The sequence below is a fragment of the Maribacter halichondriae genome, assembly GCF_027474825.1.
Taxonomy (GTDB): domain Bacteria; phylum Bacteroidota; class Bacteroidia; order Flavobacteriales; family Flavobacteriaceae; genus Meishania; species Meishania halichondriae.
Genome location: NZ_CP107030.1, coordinates 154,440 through 169,095, shown reverse-complemented (window position 1 = coordinate 169,095; position 14,656 = coordinate 154,440). Strand labels below are relative to the sequence as shown.

Sequence of the window (14,656 nt, the reverse complement as noted above, 5' to 3'; positions counted from 1 at the left end):
TTGATGCAAAGAATTCTGAAACATATAGGTAATGCCCTTCTAATCGGGGTTCTCATTTCCATTATATTGGTAACCATATTGTATTTCAATGGTACTTTAAGTGGCGAAATCAATGATATTTGGAAAGAGGTTAGAAACAATATGATTTTCTCGATTGTTCTGTACGCCACAAACTCCTTTTGGTACGAATATTATACCCACAATTATAAAAAGAGCCTATTTACGATAAGAGGTTTGATTATTGCGCTGCTGGGTCACATTGTCTTTACGTTTGTTGGAGCATTTATTGCCCGAATCATTCTCCTTGTCGGAATCTACGATTTTTCATTTAATGATTTTTGGGCTCAAGAAACGTTCTTAGGCTATGGGCCCTACATGATAATCGGATTAGTTGTTGCCTCTATTTTTTATATTGTCTTATACTATAAGCAAAGACAGGATAAAAAGGTCAAAGAACAAAAAATAATCGCTGGTACCGCATCGGCTAAATTCGATGCCCTAAAAAACCAGCTCGATCCCCATTTTTGTTCAACAGCTTGAACGTATTGACGAGTCTTATAGAAGAAGACCCCTATCAAGCACAAAAGTTTACAACTTCACTTTCAAAGGTGTATCGATACGTACTTGAACAAAAAAATAAAGATTTGGTTTCGGTGGACGAAGAGCTTCAGTTTGCCAAAACCTATGTTCGATTGTTGAAGATGCGGTTTGAGGACAGTATCGTTTTTGATATCCCCGAACAAAGTAGTAATCCCGAAGCGAAAATCGTTCCGTTATCGCTACAATTGCTATTGGAAAATGCCGTAAAGCACAACGTGGTCACTTCAGAACGGCCGCTTCATATCAAGGTTTTCGAGCAGGATGGCAGCCTAGTCGTCGAAAATAATTTTCAAGAAAAGCAGGTGGTCAAAAAAAGTAGTGGCGTTGGCCTACAGAATATAAAACAGCGTTACGCCATACTGACCGACAAACAGATCGCAATTGAAAAAGATAGCGCAAATTTTGTTGTGCGCTTACCGATGTTGACCCAACAAGTGACGCCGATAGAAACGCAACAGGCCTATATCGATGATAAACTCTATAAAAAGGCAAAAGAGCGCGTTGAAAAGCTTAAAGGTTTTTATGGCAATCTCTTGTCCTATTGTATTGTCATTCCTTTTCTGGTGGTGTTGAATGTAAATACGACCAGTTTTCCTTGGGTCATATTTCCAATATTGGGCTGGGGGTTCGGTGTAGCGGCCCATGGTATGGAAGCTTTTGGTTACAACCCTCTTTGGGGCAAAGGGTGGGAGGAACGAAGGATAAAAAAGTATATGGAGGATGATAATTTTTAAAGCCCCCTAACCCCCAAAATGGGGAACCATATTGATGTTGTTTAGCAGAATATCAAAGAATTGGCTCCCTCTCCGGCTTGTGCTGAGCGCAGTCGAAGTAGAGAGGGCGGGTGAGAGGACGATCCATCCCCAACCTTCGACAATTCAGTAACTGAAATTTAGCATTCCCCCTGAAATACCTGAATTTTGAGGTAAATAAAAAAATCCAAGATGGAATATTCAGATAAAGAAAACAAATATTTTAGGGCCAAGGAGAAGGTCGAGGAAATCAAGAAATTCTATTCGAGTCTCATTGCTTATGTATTTGTTATCAGTGCCTTGGCAGCATTAAATTGGTATACCGATCAGTGGCGCTACCCATGGTTTTTGTGGGCTGCCTTCGGTTGGGGAATCGGACTCATTTTTCAGGCGATTAAGGCCTTTAGTTTAAACCCATTTTTTGGAAGAGGATGGGAAGAACGAAAAATCAAAGAGTTCATGGAAGACGATAAAAACGAGAACCGATGGAAATAAGAGAAACTAGAGACACGGACCAAAGGTCGAAACTACGACGGGCAAGGCGCCGCGTGGAAGAACTCAAAGGTTTTTATTGGCATCTGGCCGCTTATTTGGGAGTCAATCTTTTTATAACGATTTCCAAGATTAGTAACAATCTCGGAAATGGCGAGACTTTCGCAGAGGCATTTTGGGACTTTGGCACCTTCGCCATATGGTTTTTCTGGGGTATCGGCCTGGCCTTTCATGCTGTAAAGGTCTTTTCGTTGAACCCAATTTTCGGAAAGGATTGGGAAAAGAGACAAATTCAGAAGTATATCGAAGAAGAGAAAAAAGAAATCGAAAAATATAGGTAATCTATTTTCTCATGAAAAACGAAGAACGACTTAAATTAAGACGGGCAAAGAAAAAAGTCCGAGAGGTCAAAGGCTTCTATGTTCATCTTATGGTCTACGTCATTATCAATACCATGCTCATCGTCGTCAAAGTGACGGGAACTATGTATTATGGGGAAACATTCATGGGCTCCTTTTGGCATTTCAGCACCTTTGCCCCACCGATATTTTGGGGTATCGGCCTGGGCTTTCATGCTGTAAAAGTCTTTTCGTTAAATCCTATACTCGGCAAGAATTGGGAAGAAAGGCAGATCCAGAAGTATATGGAGGGAGAGAAAGAGGAAATCGAGAAATATAGATAATTCATGACCACGAAGAACGAAGAATTGACAAAACTAAGGAGGGCCAAGAAAAGAGTGGCCGAGATACGAGGTTTCTATAACCATTTGGCAGTATATCTCGTTGTCAACGTTGTACTGTTCTTGTTACGTGACCAAATGACTTTTATTTTGTTGAGTAAACGCGTTTTCGGCAACCCCGGATTTTTAGAAAATATAAATTGGGATGTCTATGGAACGCCCATCGTGTGGGGCTTGGCATTGTTGATTCATGCCATAAGCGTCTTCGGAAAACCTTATGTATTAGGAAGGAACTGGGAGGAAAGACAAATACAGAAATACCTCGAAAAGGATGATTTTTAAGTGAAGTGATTCAGACACATTCAAGATGGAAACAAAGGAAGAATATATCAAAAGGTTAGAAAAGGCCCGAAAAAAAGTGGAAAACATCAAAAATTTCTATAGGCATCTTACGGTTTATCTTATCATCAATATAATTCTGGTTTTTTTGATATATCGGGGTTTGGGGTTTTTTGGGGAAGAAGCAATTCAGGATTCGGGTTTCAATGATTGGTTTGTATTGAATGTGTTCGGCACCCCTATTTTATGGGGAATAGGTCTGGTAGTGCACGCCCTTTATGTTTTTAGATTTCAGTCAAAACCGCTCAAGGGCTTTAAGCCAAGGTTTATCAAAGATTGGGAAGCGCGGCAGATTTCAAAGTATATCGAAGAGAATAATGAATAAACCCGCTGTGGTCATCCGAAACAAAAATATGAGGGCTATTTCACAGACCTGTCTGCCGGAGAGGCAGGGCTGCACAGAGAAAATTCACAGAGGTTCACAGCGAAAATTATGATTATGGAAGAAAACGAAAAAAGTAAACTTCTAAGAGCCTACAAGAAAGTAGATGAAATCAAGAAATATAGAATGTTTGTCGTGACGACTCTATTTATAGCTGTTTGCATCGGGCCATTGATATATTTTCTTTATACCCAAAATGCCCCTCAAATGGTCCTTTGGTTGATAGGATCTCCTCTTATAGTTTTTGGAATTATACTGTTTACGGAATACATTCGGGTTTTTGACCGAAACCCACTATTCAATAAAACATGGGAAGAACGAAAGATCAAAAAATTCATAGAAAACGAACGAATTCAATCAAATAATTATGAATAATCCCTCTGTGCAATAGCTCACGTGTGTCGTTACACAGAGCCGCAAGGAGGAAAAAGAGGTTTACAAAGAAATACCAAACACACAATGAACGTACTCATTATAGAAGACGAAAAGCCCGCAGCGCGGCGATTATCAAGACTTTTGGCAGAACTAAGTGTCGAAGTATCCGTTATGTTGCACTCCGTTCGTGAGTCGATAGAATGGTTTCAGAACAACGAGCATCCCGACCTTATTTTTCTGGACATACAGTTGTCCGATGGTCTTTCCTTCGAAATTTTTGAGAACGTCGAGGTGCATAGTGCCATCATTTTCACCACGGCATATGATGAATATGCCCTTCAGGCTTTTAAATTAAATAGTATTGACTATTTATTAAAGCCCATTGACGATGAAGAACTCGAAACTGCCGTAAAGAAATTCAAGTCCTTGAAGCCTAGCGCACAAAAAATATCCTTGGATTTTGAGGATATCAAAAAATTATTGGTCAATCCGCTGGAGCGGGAATACAAAAAACGATTCACCGCTAGGGTAGGGCAGCACCTGAAAATTATCAATGCCGATGAAGTGGAATGTTTTTATAGTGAAAACAAAGGTACTTATGCAGCAACTTTAGATGGAAGAAATTATCTTTTGGAAACCACTTTAGAAAATCTAGAAAACGAACTGGAACCCAAAATATTCTTCAGGGTCAGTCGAAAATTCTATGTGAATATCAACCACATAAAAGACATCGTTTCGTATACAAATTCTAGACTTCAAATCAAGCTAAATCGCTTTTCCGAGCAAGAAATCATAGTGAGTCGAGAACGAGTCCGTGATTTTAAGTTATGGTTGGAATAGATTACTTTAAATAATTGATTTAAAATGGATTAAATATAGCCATAGATTTTTCTTATATTGATAAAAAATATGTTTTATCTTACTTTTTATCGATGCGATTATCGTCGAACGACGATGGTAAAAGCTTCGGAATGAGCTTGATAAAAATAGGCAGAAGAACGGCCCCGCCCGGTAGTAAAAAAATGGCAAGGGATGGTATACTTTTAAAAATATCCAAGAGTTGATTTTGGACCTTTTTTTTCTCTTCCGATGTCAAATCCTTGACGGTCGATTTTGAAAGTAGGGCGACCAATTCCTTACTATCCGAAATTTCTTTTTGCAAGCGTTTACTATTCCGTATAATCAATCGGTTCACAATTTTTGACATACTGTCATAAAACTGCATGGCCAAATTACTATCCTTCAAAAACGGAATGGTTTCCATGTTTTTATCGAAAAAGGAGGTAATCTCTTCCAAAGAGCGGGCAATCACTTTATTATCAAAACCTAAATCTTTACCTATTCCGAAGATAAACTCCGATTCCTTATACTCTAAAGAATGGTCTTCCCAAACGGTCAAACAAGCGATGTCCAATAAATATTTGTTTTCCCATACGGCATCGTTTAGCAATATCTTTTCGCGGTACGAGCCATCAAAGTTTTCCATATTGCTGTCGATAAAGGTCAACGATGCCGCGAACAATTGGGCCAGTTTCTCATCGCTCTTATTTTTTTCCTTTGAATTCAAAGCGTGATACGTAATATTGATGGCCAAATATTCGAGATTATAGGCGTGTTCCTTTATCCTAAGAGAATTGTTCAGAAATCGCTTGAACAAAAGGGCATCGATGAACAGTAAAGAATTCGTGATAATGCTGTTGAAGGTCTTACTAATGACATTATCTTCCAGATATACCCGAGAATCGATGAGTTTTTCCAATTGTGATAACGCCTTGTTGCCCGTAAACAGCTTTCCAAAAAACGATATGTGGTTGACTTCCAAATCCTTATAAAACAGCAAGACCTTATCTACAAAGGCAGGGAAGTCCGGATTGCCAGTTTCTGTTTTAAAAGTAAAATAGAGGGCGGTAAGTAGATTGATTTTTGCCTTTTCATCTTCAGAGAGGTCATGTTCAGGGATTATAAAACGGGGAATTTTAGTATTGATTCCATATACGAAACCCGTTTTCTTTAGCCCGTTGTATAGGTCTCGAAAATCGCTGTAGCTATTCAGGTCGTCTTTGACAACAGTACCGAATTTATTGATCCAACCCGCTCCTGATGGGTTCATAGCTTCACCATTTAGAACGGCAAAGTAAACTAAAATATAGGACTTTACGCACCCATGCCGATATGAGTCGGTAAGGATTAAATTCCATTAACATTTTTTTAACATTAAAAACGAAACCCTGCGTTTTTAAACGTCGTAGGTAGGGCGAATTCTAATCTAAAAATCTTTTAAAATGAAAAAAACAAAATTTTTACTTGGCTTATCCATTTTGGCGGCCATTGGTGTTGTTTTGGTCGCGGCCGACCATATCGACGCACCATCATCTATGGGGACAACCGCCGACATTGCTGATTTTTTTGCCTTTGAACCAACGACCAATTCCGAGAATACCGTATTTGTCGTGGATCTTCAATCTAATGTATTACCAGATTTGGCGTACGGAACCTTTGATGAGGATATTCTTACGGAAATCAATATCGACACCGATAACGATTTGATCGAAGATTTAGTCATACAGGCATTGCCAAGAGGCGATACCATGTATTTCTTCGGTCCTGCAGCACCTTCCACTACTGGACTAAGTGGTGAAGTACTGGTCGATAGTCCTTTAGGTAAGGTGGCAATTTCAGACGCTAGCGCAATTACCGCGTCGGCCAACGGGATTTCACTCTTTGCCGGACCACGTCAAGACCCTTTTTACTTTGACTTTTTTCAGTTCAATGCCGTAATCGGTGGAATGGCTCCTGGCGGTTTTAAAACTGCCGACGAAGCCGAAGATACTTTTGATGGCGCCAATACCATGTCTATTGTTGTTGAGATTCCTAATAGTATGTTGGGTACGACCACGGGCATGAATGCTTTAGGTGTGCCCGTTTATAAAACTTGGGTAACCACGAACAAAAAACAATAACATAAACTTTAAAAACATTTAAAATGAAATTATATAGAATCAAATATATGTTCATGGCACTTTTTGCTGTGGTCGCATTATCGGCCTGTAACAATGATGACGAAATTGCTTCGGGCCTACAAGCAACCTGTAGTGATGGAGTTATGAACGGAAATGAAACAGCTGTAGATTGTGGAGGCCCCGCATGTATACCTTGTGGGGGCGAAGGAATGGATCCCGACCCGATGGAGCCTGAGGAAATCGATTTTTCAGGCACCTATGCACAAGTAGATTTCATGGGAAGACCTGGCATCAATACCGTACTGAGTTTTGATATGGATGGCGAACCAAGTGTTAAAGATGCACATAACAATTCCATCCCATCCGAAATGGGAGCCACTTTTCAAGCCGGTTTTGAAGCTCGTTTGGAGGCGTACCATGATGTTTATGCCGGTCTTTTGGGCCTTGACCCCGCCGTTGTTAATTATGAAAACAACATTTTAGGATTGGACGCCGCTACGTTGACCGGATATTTGGCCGCAGATGTATTGGAGGTCGCACCTGATGCCCAGACCACGTATTTCTTGCCCGGACCTGATGTCAATATGGATGGCAATCCATTGAACGATCCTGCAATAATAGGGTTGACAGGTAGAACATTACAAGATGATGTAATCGATGTTTCTTTGATTCTTCTTTTTGGAGGAATGGAAGGTAACCGTTTCAGCGGTCAAGATACCGATATGGACGGCATGGCGGATTTACCACGATTAACGTCCGATGGTGTAAGTCTTACCGCAGACATACAAGAAAGTTTCCCTTATTTGGGAGCTCCTGAATAAGTCTATGAAAAAGGAGCGTTGGGGAGGATGGTAACAGTCCTCCCTTATTTTAAAACATCAAATTCTTTAACCTAAAAGTATTTTAAAAATGAAGAATTTTTTCATATTCCTTTCCGTTCTTTTTTTCTTTAATTGTACGGAAAAGGGTAATAACACAATCACAAATAAAGGCGACTATAATGTCTATTTGTCAAGTGAAGCGCCAAAAACCACTTCTAAATATTTCGAACTTTGGCATTCGAAAATCCGCCCGGATAGTATACAATTGCTAAGTTTTGGGGTCGTTGGGGGCGAGTACAATCGATACTTTCAACAGACCGGTGATATTGAATTTCTCAAAAAATCAGAACAAGCACTAAAAAAAGCGGTCGATATTGCTGCAATCGGTAAGGCGGGATATTATCGGGCATTGGTAAGAAATTATATTTCTCAACATCGTTTCAGGGAAGCATTGCAATTGGCAGACTCAGCGCAGGTAATAGGAAGTGGCAAAGCCGATACACAAGCCTTGCTCTTTGATGTTCACATGGAATTGGGCAACTACACAACTGCCGAGAATTATCTGGACAGTTTAAAGAATATGTCAGACTTCGGGTATTTAATCCGATTGGCAAAATGGAATGACTATAAAGGCGATTTGGACACGACCATCAAATTCATGGAAATGGCCAAAGCCAACGCCGAAACTTCCAAAAACAAAGATTTGATGCTGTGGTCCTATACCAATCTGGCCGATTATTACGGTCATGCCGGAAGAATTGAAGATTCATACAACCATTATCTCAAGTCACTTCAATTAGACCCGTCGAACGCCTATGCCAAAAAGGGAATCGCGTGGATCGTATTTTCTTATGAAAAAAACCCCGAAGAGGCACTTCGAATTTTGGACTCGGTTACTAAAAATTATCAAGCCCCAGATTATTATCTGCTAAAGTCGGAGATAGCCGAATATATGGGCAACGATCTTGAAAGCCTTTCAAACCTGGATAGTTATTTTAAGGCCGTTTCAAATTCCGCATATGGTGATATGTACAATGTTTACAACGTAGGGCTCTATTTGGACCGTACCGAACAATTCGATAAGGCCATGAAACTATCCGAGAAAGAAGTTGAGAATAGACCGACCCCTGAGACCTACAGTTTATTGGCATATAGCAATCTAAAACAAGGAAATATAGAAAAGGCACTTCAGCTTGTAGAAAATCATATCGAAGGAAAAACATTTGAGCCCGGTATTCTATATTACGCCGCCGAAGTTTACAAGGCCAATGGGAAAACAAAAAAGGTGAAAGAAATTAAAAATGAGCTTTTGGGGGCTATTTATGAACTGGGCCCTTCAATGGAAAGTAATATTACCAATTTATAAATGAGATATTTTACGACACGCTCTATTTTCAGTTTTTAGGTTGGATTGATTGATGTGTAAAGGCACTATGGCATTACTGTCATAGTGCTTTTCTAACCCAAAAGAGGTAGCGTATTATGATATTTTTAACTTTTTTGTAGGAAATTACCCTGCAATTCATTAGGTTTACTGTCCTAAAATTTTAGGATACCCTTCTTAACGCCCCAAGTGTTACGAAAAACTAAACATTAACCTATAAACTTCCAATGATATGGAATATCTTCTGTTTTTACTGTGGATTTCTATTATTTCTATTTTGGTCTACCGTGTGATAATGGCCCGAAGGGCGTTGCGCAGGACCATGAAATCACATAAACGCTAAATAAGGTCTCATTGAGCCTAACCCTTAGCGTTTATATCACCACTGTCTTTCAATATTTTTCGAATCAAAACAGGTAAGAGCAGTAGGTCTAATGCCAAGGCCGTCAACAAGGTCGCGCTTATCAGCAAGCCTATTATTACACTGGGTCGATAGATAGAGAATAATAAGACCATAAAGCCAAAAAACAGTACCATAGTAGTAATAATCAGGGCCCTTCCTGTTTCTTTGAAGGTTTGCTCGAGAGCCTCTTCGGTACCTAGGCCTCTGGCGGTACAAATTTTTAATTTCCCTAGAAAATGAATGGTGTCATCTACGGCAATACCGAAGACTATGGCGAAAACTACCGTAATCGATGCCTCCAAGGGAATGTCCAAAAAGCCGAGCAAGGCCCCTGCAAACAATAAAGGAAGTAGGTTGGGTATCAACGAAATCAGTAACAATTTGAAGTTTTTAAAAAGCAATGCCATCAAGATAGAAACCAGTAGCAACCCAATGAAAAGCCCGGCGAGGAGGCTGTCCCTTATATAGACTGAATTTTTATCGAGCAATAGGCCCTTGCCGGTCAATCTGAACTTGATGGCCGAGGTATCTGTTTTCGCTGTTATGAAAGTATTTATTTCGTCATAGATGTTTTTCAGGTTGTCCGTTCCAACATCCAAAACTCTGGTGGCGATTCTTGCCTTATTTTCATCGCCGTTGACAAATTTTGCATATTGTTTTCTTGACAGCTTTTTTATTTCTTTTTTATATTTTTCAAAGGTTTTCTCGTCCTTTGGTAGTACAAAGTATTCCTGTCTGTTCAGATGATTCGCCCTATGGAGTCCTTTGTAAAAAAGTGTCAATGATTGCACATTTCCTATGGCTTCAAAAGACTTCAGTTTATTTTCAATGAGGTTGATTTCCTTGACTCGCTTAAAATCGGATACCTTGTGTCCGTCGGTAGTACTTACGGCTACTTCCAATGGTCTAAAACCCGTGAAATTGGTTTGAAAAAAGTGGAAGTCTTTCGCAATTTGACCTCCTTCCGGAAGGTTCTCATTGAATTTAAAATCCGTATGTATTTTTGAAATCCCCCAAAAACAAAGAAGGGTAAATGCCAAGCTACTTATTAGAATCGATTTTGGATTTCTTTTTGTAAATGTATTGATACGAGCTAAAAATAAAGGCCATTTTGGAGTTGGATTTCCTTTGGGTACCAACTTTTCTTTTTTGGTCAGAAGCAACAGTGTAGTAGTAAAAAATATGACAGTAAAATAGGCGACCAATACTCCTATGGCCGAATTGATTCCGAAATCTGTGATACTTCTCAGTCTCGATGTCATCAGAGAGGCGAAACCCACTGCTGTGGTTGCCGAGGTAAGCAGTGTGGTAAGTCCGACTTCTTTTAAAATTGCAATAATGGCCGTCTTTTTAGTATCGCCCAGACGAATCTTTCCTAAAAAACTATCCATAATGTGAACAACGTCCGATGCGCCTACAATCAACATCAGAACCGGATAAAAAGCAGCCAAAGCGTTGAGTTCCCTTCCTAAAAGAGAAAGTAGGCCTAGAAATAGCAAAAGGGCCAAAGCAATGGAACTTAACGATATGAACACTATGGTAAAACGGCGATACACTAAAAATAGGATAATGAAAACCAGTATGATCGATGCAATGGTGGTCACAATAAGTTCCCTGATCTGCATTTCTACTAGGGCCTCATAGAAAAAGGCACGTCCGAGAAAGTGATGTTCCTGAAGATTACTTTCTTTTAACGACTTTCGGGCTTCAGTCAAGAGTTCTACGGATTGCGAATAATCCAGTTCATCTTCGGTTTCCAGAGCGACGACTAGCGAAGTACTTTTTCTGTTGATCAATGAATTCAAGAAGAAGTTATCTTTCTGAAGTCGCTCCCATTTTTTTTGATATTTAGTGGAATCTTCGATGTTGATTATCGGTATGCGCGTATATCCAAAGGATGTTTTAAGCGGATAGAAAAGCGTGGTAAGCGACTGTGCCGATTTTACATAGGGTAATGTGTCGGCTTTTTGCGAAAACTCGTGGAATCGCCTGAGAAAATCGGCTTCGAAAACGGTTTCATCATTTTCAATGGCGATTAACAAGAAACTGTCGTCAGTGCCAAATTCCTCTGTAAATTCTTGATAGAAAATCAGGTCGTCATCGCCTTCTGGAAAAAATTGGTTGAAATCGAAAGAAAACTTTAATCCTTTCAACAAAAAAATGGATCCAATGCCTAAAATGATAAATAAGGGGACAATGAACTTTTTTAGAACAAGTATTTTGCGCATAAGAGGCTATAAAGTGGCCTGGAATTCAATATTTTCTTCTTTGCAAAGTTAATCAATAGTGGACTATCGAAAATCATTAATCAAAATAGTCCACATATTGTTTTAAATTATAAGAATGAATTTCAGATCCCTCTTACTCGCGCCTTTTGTGCTTTTTATTATGAATGTGATTTGGTCCCAGGCCCAAGTCAGGGACTCCACTAAGAATCTGAAAGTAGCGGCTTTCCCGGTTGCATTTTTTACTCCTGAGACCGCTTTTGGCTTCGGGGGAGTGGGTATAGGAACCTTCCATTTACAAAATGAGTCTAGAGACACGCGACCTTCTTCGATACAGCTGGGAATAAGCTAAACCACCAAAGGGCAATTCTTACTTTATGCACCTTTCGATTTTTATAAAGATGATGAGCGGTGGCGAGTCGAGGGAGAATTTGGTTTTTACAAGTACTTTTATAATTTCTATGGTGTAGGCATAGATTCTAGGCTAGAAGATGAAGAAACCTATGGGGTTACTTTTCCTCGGGTTCGGCTATCACTATTACGAGAGATATTCCCCAATTTTTTGATAGGGCTTAGCTACGAACTTGACGTTTTCGGTAATCTTGAAATAAACGAAGGTGGTATTTTGGAAGCGTCAGACGTAAATGGCAAGAGAGACGGTACCGTATCTAATATCGGGTTTCAAGTATTTTATGACACACGCGATCACCAATTTGTTCCCATAAAAGGATTTTACATTCAAGGAAAATATTTTACTTCTTCAAAATTATTAGGGGCTTCGTTCAACTATTCAAAATTTGAACTGGACAATAGATATTATCAAAAAGTGGGCAAAAAACAAGTGTTGGCGGCCAATCTCTATTTGGCCAATAGTTCTGAAGGAACTCCATTTTACGATTTGAACTATCTAGGTTCTAAGCGCACGAGGGGTTTTGATAACCGACGTTTTCAAGACAATGCCGAATTAAGTTTTGCCCTAGAATACCGTTTTCCGATTACAGGAAGATTCGGTGGCGTACTCTTTGGGTCTACAGGTACCGTAGCACCGGATTTGGGAAAGACATTTTCTTCTTCCTATAAAAATGCCGTCGGTACCGGTCTTCGATATATTATAAACAAAAGGGACGGGGTTAGAATACGCGTCGATTACGGACATACCAATGAGGGCGGTAATTTTTATTTTACGATCAAAGAAGCATTTTAGTATTCGTCATTGCGACCCCGAGTATTCGGGGGAAGCAATCTGTCGAATATTCGGTAAAGTTCAACAAATTTCTTCGTGGCTAACGCTCATCGCAATAACGAACTTTTAAAGCTCAATCCAATTATCGAGATCCAGCGTCCAATCGTAATTTTGATAGGTAATATCAACTCCTTTGGTGGTCGGAATGATTTCCTGTGTCTTCAAAATTTTCTTCACTCCTTTTTTACAGCCAAAATCCCCGCGGAACCAATTGAATAATGAGGTTACGGCGACTTCTTTTTTATCGGCCTTATATTCCGAAGTGCGTTTCAAATATCGTTCCGTTCCCTTATCGAACTGTTCGTCCAACTGGTCCGCGTCAAATATAGCCACTGGAGGGCAATCCTTTGCACCGCAATTCAGGGCAAAATGAACACGATAATCTCTTTTGTCGACCCGTAATTTGCGTTCGAATTTATTCGGAAACCACTTTCGAATCAATCCCAGTCCCAAGGGCCATTGCGATTTTCTGATAATGCCATGCTCGATTTTTTCAAAAGAAAGTAGACGACCTGCAATCGGAATCTGTTCCATCTTGAAAAAAGCTCTCTTGTCATCATAGAGTTTAGGGTTTTCGGATAGAATAACTTGAATATATGCGTTATAGACATTGACCCAAAAAGCCAATTTTTGTGCATCGGTCTTTAGTCCTCTTTCTAAATCCTCCAACGATAAGCTATAGAGCTTCGACCTAATCTTATTGGTAGTAACCTCATTTTTGATGTTCTTGAGAAAATCTTCGGAAAGCTCATTTAGATCAACATTTTCTTGGGTATTCAGGGCTTTGCAGGGCATTGAGAAAAGCACTGCAAATAGTGATACAGAGACAAATTTTACGTAAACGGATTGCATATAACTTGTTTTATGTTTATTGTTACCTACTTAAAGTATAGGTCGGGGGTTTGGTCGTTAAAAAAGCAGAACCTTTCCTTTAAAATTACGTATATAGAATACAATCGATAGCTGATATCGCTTTAAAAATTTAGTACTGTATAATCGACATACCTTTTTTATGATTTCCATCATTATACCTGCCCATAACGAAAAAAGAACCTAAAGAGACTTTTAGGCCATTTGGGAGGTGTGGCACTTAAAGATGTGGAAATTATTGTGGCGTTATCCGGTACTACGAACGATGGGTCACATGAATTGAAAATGCCAATACCATTTCAATATGTAAATTGTGCCGATTGTGGAAGGGCACTTCAAATGAACGAAGCAGCCCAATTGGCCCGGGGAGAAACGATGGTTTTTTTGCATGCTGATGTTATTCCCCCAAAGACTTTTTTGGCGGATATACAAAGAACAATAGCTGAAGGGTATGATGCAGGTTTTTTTTCATATCGTTATGATAAAGAGAATTTTCTATTAAAGATCAACGCCTCGTTTACGGCCAGGAACGGTATCTTCACCGGAGGTGGGGATCAATGCCTTTTTATAAGGAAATCGATTTTCGAACGTTTGAAAGGATTTGACGAAAATCAGGTAGTCATGGAAGATTTCGAATTTTTTGAGCGAATGAAAAAGGACAAAGTCCGGTATAAAATTATCAAGAACGACTTGATTGTCTCTGCCCGAAAATATGAGCATAACTCGTATATGCGCGTTAATCTATCAAATCTTTTGCTAGTTACTTTATTCAAGTTCGGGTATCCCGCCCACAAGTTAAAATCGCTTCATAATAAATTGATTCGAACCCCGTACCAAAATCCGTCTTGATTTTGATGGAAGGTAAAATCATTGACGGAATTCAACAGATAGAATTGAATGATCAAAGTCCTTGGCTTACATCGGATTCGAAAAAATCTATAATTTTTATATAACATGCTGAAATTCATTATTTTACAAGTCTATTTCCTTTAAAAATAAATTTTTCTAAAATCATCAAGTAATTGCATCCTATCTTACATTTGCCTCTCGAAAGTATTATATTCATAGAAG

The 14,656-nt window shown here is 39.3% G+C and carries 15 protein-coding genes and 2 pseudogenes; 14 read left to right on the top strand and 3 right to left on the bottom strand.

The genetic code is table 11. The annotated features are described in order from the left end of the window. Positions 1 to 3: 3 nt before the first annotated feature. From N8A86_RS21920 to N8A86_RS00740, 8 genes and pseudogenes are all read left to right on the top strand, one after another. Positions 4 to 1,334: pseudogene (locus tag N8A86_RS21920) on the top strand (2TM domain-containing protein). A 210-nt stretch (positions 1,335 to 1,544) separates the two neighbouring features. Continuing rightward, complete coding sequence (locus N8A86_RS00770; RefSeq protein ID WP_273567331.1) at positions 1,545 to 1,847, top strand: 2TM domain-containing protein; 303 nt, start codon at positions 1,545 to 1,547, stop codon at positions 1,845 to 1,847. Next, positions 1,838 to 2,185, top strand: coding sequence for a 2TM domain-containing protein (locus N8A86_RS00765; RefSeq protein ID WP_273567330.1), 348 nt, complete (start codon positions 1,838 to 1,840; stop codon positions 2,183 to 2,185). Before N8A86_RS00770 ends, N8A86_RS00765 begins: the two co-directional genes overlap by 10 nt. Positions 2,186 to 2,196: 11 nt before the next feature. Then, a complete protein-coding gene (locus N8A86_RS00760) occupies positions 2,197 to 2,526 on the top strand; it encodes a 2TM domain-containing protein (RefSeq protein WP_273567329.1) in 330 nt (109 codons plus the stop codon). Between the two features lie 3 nt (positions 2,527 to 2,529). Beyond that, on the top strand, positions 2,530 to 2,865 hold the full coding sequence (locus N8A86_RS00755) for a 2TM domain-containing protein (protein WP_273567328.1): 336 nt from the start codon (positions 2,530 to 2,532) through the stop codon (positions 2,863 to 2,865). A gap of 25 nt (positions 2,866 to 2,890) precedes the next feature. After that, positions 2,891 to 3,247: a 2TM domain-containing protein gene (locus tag N8A86_RS00750; RefSeq protein ID WP_273567327.1), complete on the top strand. Its 357-nt coding sequence runs from the start codon at positions 2,891 to 2,893 to the stop codon at positions 3,245 to 3,247. A gap of 114 nt (positions 3,248 to 3,361) precedes the next feature. Then, positions 3,362 to 3,679 (top strand): 2TM domain-containing protein, encoded by a 318-nt coding sequence (locus N8A86_RS00745; RefSeq protein WP_273567326.1) that lies wholly within the window; start codon positions 3,362 to 3,364, stop codon positions 3,677 to 3,679. 84 nt (positions 3,680 to 3,763) lie between these two features. Beyond that, positions 3,764 to 4,519, top strand: coding sequence for a LytR/AlgR family response regulator transcription factor (locus tag N8A86_RS00740; RefSeq protein WP_273567325.1), 756 nt, complete (start codon positions 3,764 to 3,766; stop codon positions 4,517 to 4,519). Between the two features lie 79 nt (positions 4,520 to 4,598). Here N8A86_RS00740 and N8A86_RS00735 read toward each other — a convergent pair whose 3' ends face one another. Then, positions 4,599 to 5,789 (bottom strand): LETM1-related biofilm-associated protein, encoded by a 1,191-nt coding sequence (locus N8A86_RS00735; RefSeq protein ID WP_273567324.1) that lies wholly within the window; start codon positions 5,787 to 5,789, stop codon positions 4,599 to 4,601. Positions 5,790 to 5,961: 172 nt separating this feature from the next. On the opposite strand from N8A86_RS00735, the gene N8A86_RS00730 reads away from it, so the two are divergent. The 3 genes from N8A86_RS00730 (at position 5,962) to N8A86_RS00720 (ending at position 8,826) form a co-directional block, all read left to right on the top strand. Further along, positions 5,962 to 6,639 (top strand): DUF4331 family protein, encoded by a 678-nt coding sequence (locus N8A86_RS00730; protein ID WP_273567323.1) that lies wholly within the window; start codon positions 5,962 to 5,964, stop codon positions 6,637 to 6,639. A gap of 23 nt (positions 6,640 to 6,662) precedes the next feature. Next, positions 6,663 to 7,460: a hypothetical protein gene (locus N8A86_RS00725; RefSeq protein WP_273567322.1), complete on the top strand. Its 798-nt coding sequence runs from the start codon at positions 6,663 to 6,665 to the stop codon at positions 7,458 to 7,460. Between the two features lie 88 nt (positions 7,461 to 7,548). Beyond that, positions 7,549 to 8,826: a tetratricopeptide repeat protein gene (locus N8A86_RS00720; RefSeq protein ID WP_273567321.1), complete on the top strand. Its 1,278-nt coding sequence runs from the start codon at positions 7,549 to 7,551 to the stop codon at positions 8,824 to 8,826. Between the two features lie 378 nt (positions 8,827 to 9,204). On the opposite strand, the gene N8A86_RS00715 is transcribed toward N8A86_RS00720, so the two are convergent. Continuing rightward, positions 9,205 to 11,475, bottom strand: a complete 2,271-nt coding sequence (locus tag N8A86_RS00715; RefSeq protein ID WP_273567320.1) for an efflux RND transporter permease subunit — start codon at positions 11,473 to 11,475, stop codon at positions 9,205 to 9,207. Positions 11,476 to 11,590: 115 nt separating this feature from the next. Here N8A86_RS00715 and N8A86_RS00710 point away from each other — a divergent pair, with 115 nt between their 5' ends. After that, on the top strand, positions 11,591 to 11,824 hold the full coding sequence (locus N8A86_RS00710; protein ID WP_273567319.1) for a hypothetical protein: 234 nt from the start codon (positions 11,591 to 11,593) through the stop codon (positions 11,822 to 11,824). Between the two features lie 42 nt (positions 11,825 to 11,866). Then, positions 11,867 to 12,676, top strand: a pseudogene (locus N8A86_RS00705) (BamA/TamA family outer membrane protein); the annotation flags it as partial. 105 nt (positions 12,677 to 12,781) lie between these two features. Here the strand turns inward: N8A86_RS00705 and N8A86_RS00700 are convergent. Further along, positions 12,782 to 13,567 (bottom strand): DUF547 domain-containing protein, encoded by a 786-nt coding sequence (locus N8A86_RS00700; RefSeq protein WP_273567317.1) that lies wholly within the window; start codon positions 13,565 to 13,567, stop codon positions 12,782 to 12,784. A 231-nt stretch (positions 13,568 to 13,798) separates the two neighbouring features. On the opposite strand from N8A86_RS00700, the gene N8A86_RS00695 reads away from it, so the two are divergent. Beyond that, entirely contained in the window at positions 13,799 to 14,434 is a 636-nt protein-coding gene (locus tag N8A86_RS00695) for a glycosyltransferase (protein ID WP_273567316.1), read from the top strand. Positions 14,435 to 14,656 lie beyond the last annotated feature (222 nt).

Coding starts and splice junctions, on each gene's coding strand:
- N8A86_RS00770 (WP_273567331.1), top strand. CDS start 1,545: ATGGAATATTCAGATAAAGAAAACAAATATTTTAGGGCCAAGGAGAAG.
- N8A86_RS00715 (WP_273567320.1), bottom strand. CDS start 11,475: ATGCGCAAAATACTTGTTCTAAAAAAGTTCATTGTCCCCTTATTTATC.
- N8A86_RS00700 (WP_273567317.1), bottom strand. CDS start 13,567: ATGCAATCCGTTTACGTAAAATTTGTCTCTGTATCACTATTTGCAGTG.
- N8A86_RS00765 (WP_273567330.1), top strand. CDS start 1,838: ATGGAAATAAGAGAAACTAGAGACACGGACCAAAGGTCGAAACTACGA.
- N8A86_RS00750 (WP_273567327.1), top strand. CDS start 2,891: ATGGAAACAAAGGAAGAATATATCAAAAGGTTAGAAAAGGCCCGAAAA.
- N8A86_RS00735 (WP_273567324.1), bottom strand. CDS start 5,789: ATGAACCCATCAGGAGCGGGTTGGATCAATAAATTCGGTACTGTTGTC.
- N8A86_RS00730 (WP_273567323.1), top strand. CDS start 5,962: ATGAAAAAAACAAAATTTTTACTTGGCTTATCCATTTTGGCGGCCATT.
- N8A86_RS00755 (WP_273567328.1), top strand. CDS start 2,530: ATGACCACGAAGAACGAAGAATTGACAAAACTAAGGAGGGCCAAGAAA.
- N8A86_RS00725 (WP_273567322.1), top strand. CDS start 6,663: ATGAAATTATATAGAATCAAATATATGTTCATGGCACTTTTTGCTGTG.
- N8A86_RS00710 (WP_273567319.1), top strand. CDS start 11,591: ATGAATTTCAGATCCCTCTTACTCGCGCCTTTTGTGCTTTTTATTATG.
- N8A86_RS00740 (WP_273567325.1), top strand. CDS start 3,764: ATGAACGTACTCATTATAGAAGACGAAAAGCCCGCAGCGCGGCGATTA.
- N8A86_RS00745 (WP_273567326.1), top strand. CDS start 3,362: ATGGAAGAAAACGAAAAAAGTAAACTTCTAAGAGCCTACAAGAAAGTA.
- N8A86_RS00760 (WP_273567329.1), top strand. CDS start 2,197: ATGAAAAACGAAGAACGACTTAAATTAAGACGGGCAAAGAAAAAAGTC.
- N8A86_RS00720 (WP_273567321.1), top strand. CDS start 7,549: ATGAAGAATTTTTTCATATTCCTTTCCGTTCTTTTTTTCTTTAATTGT.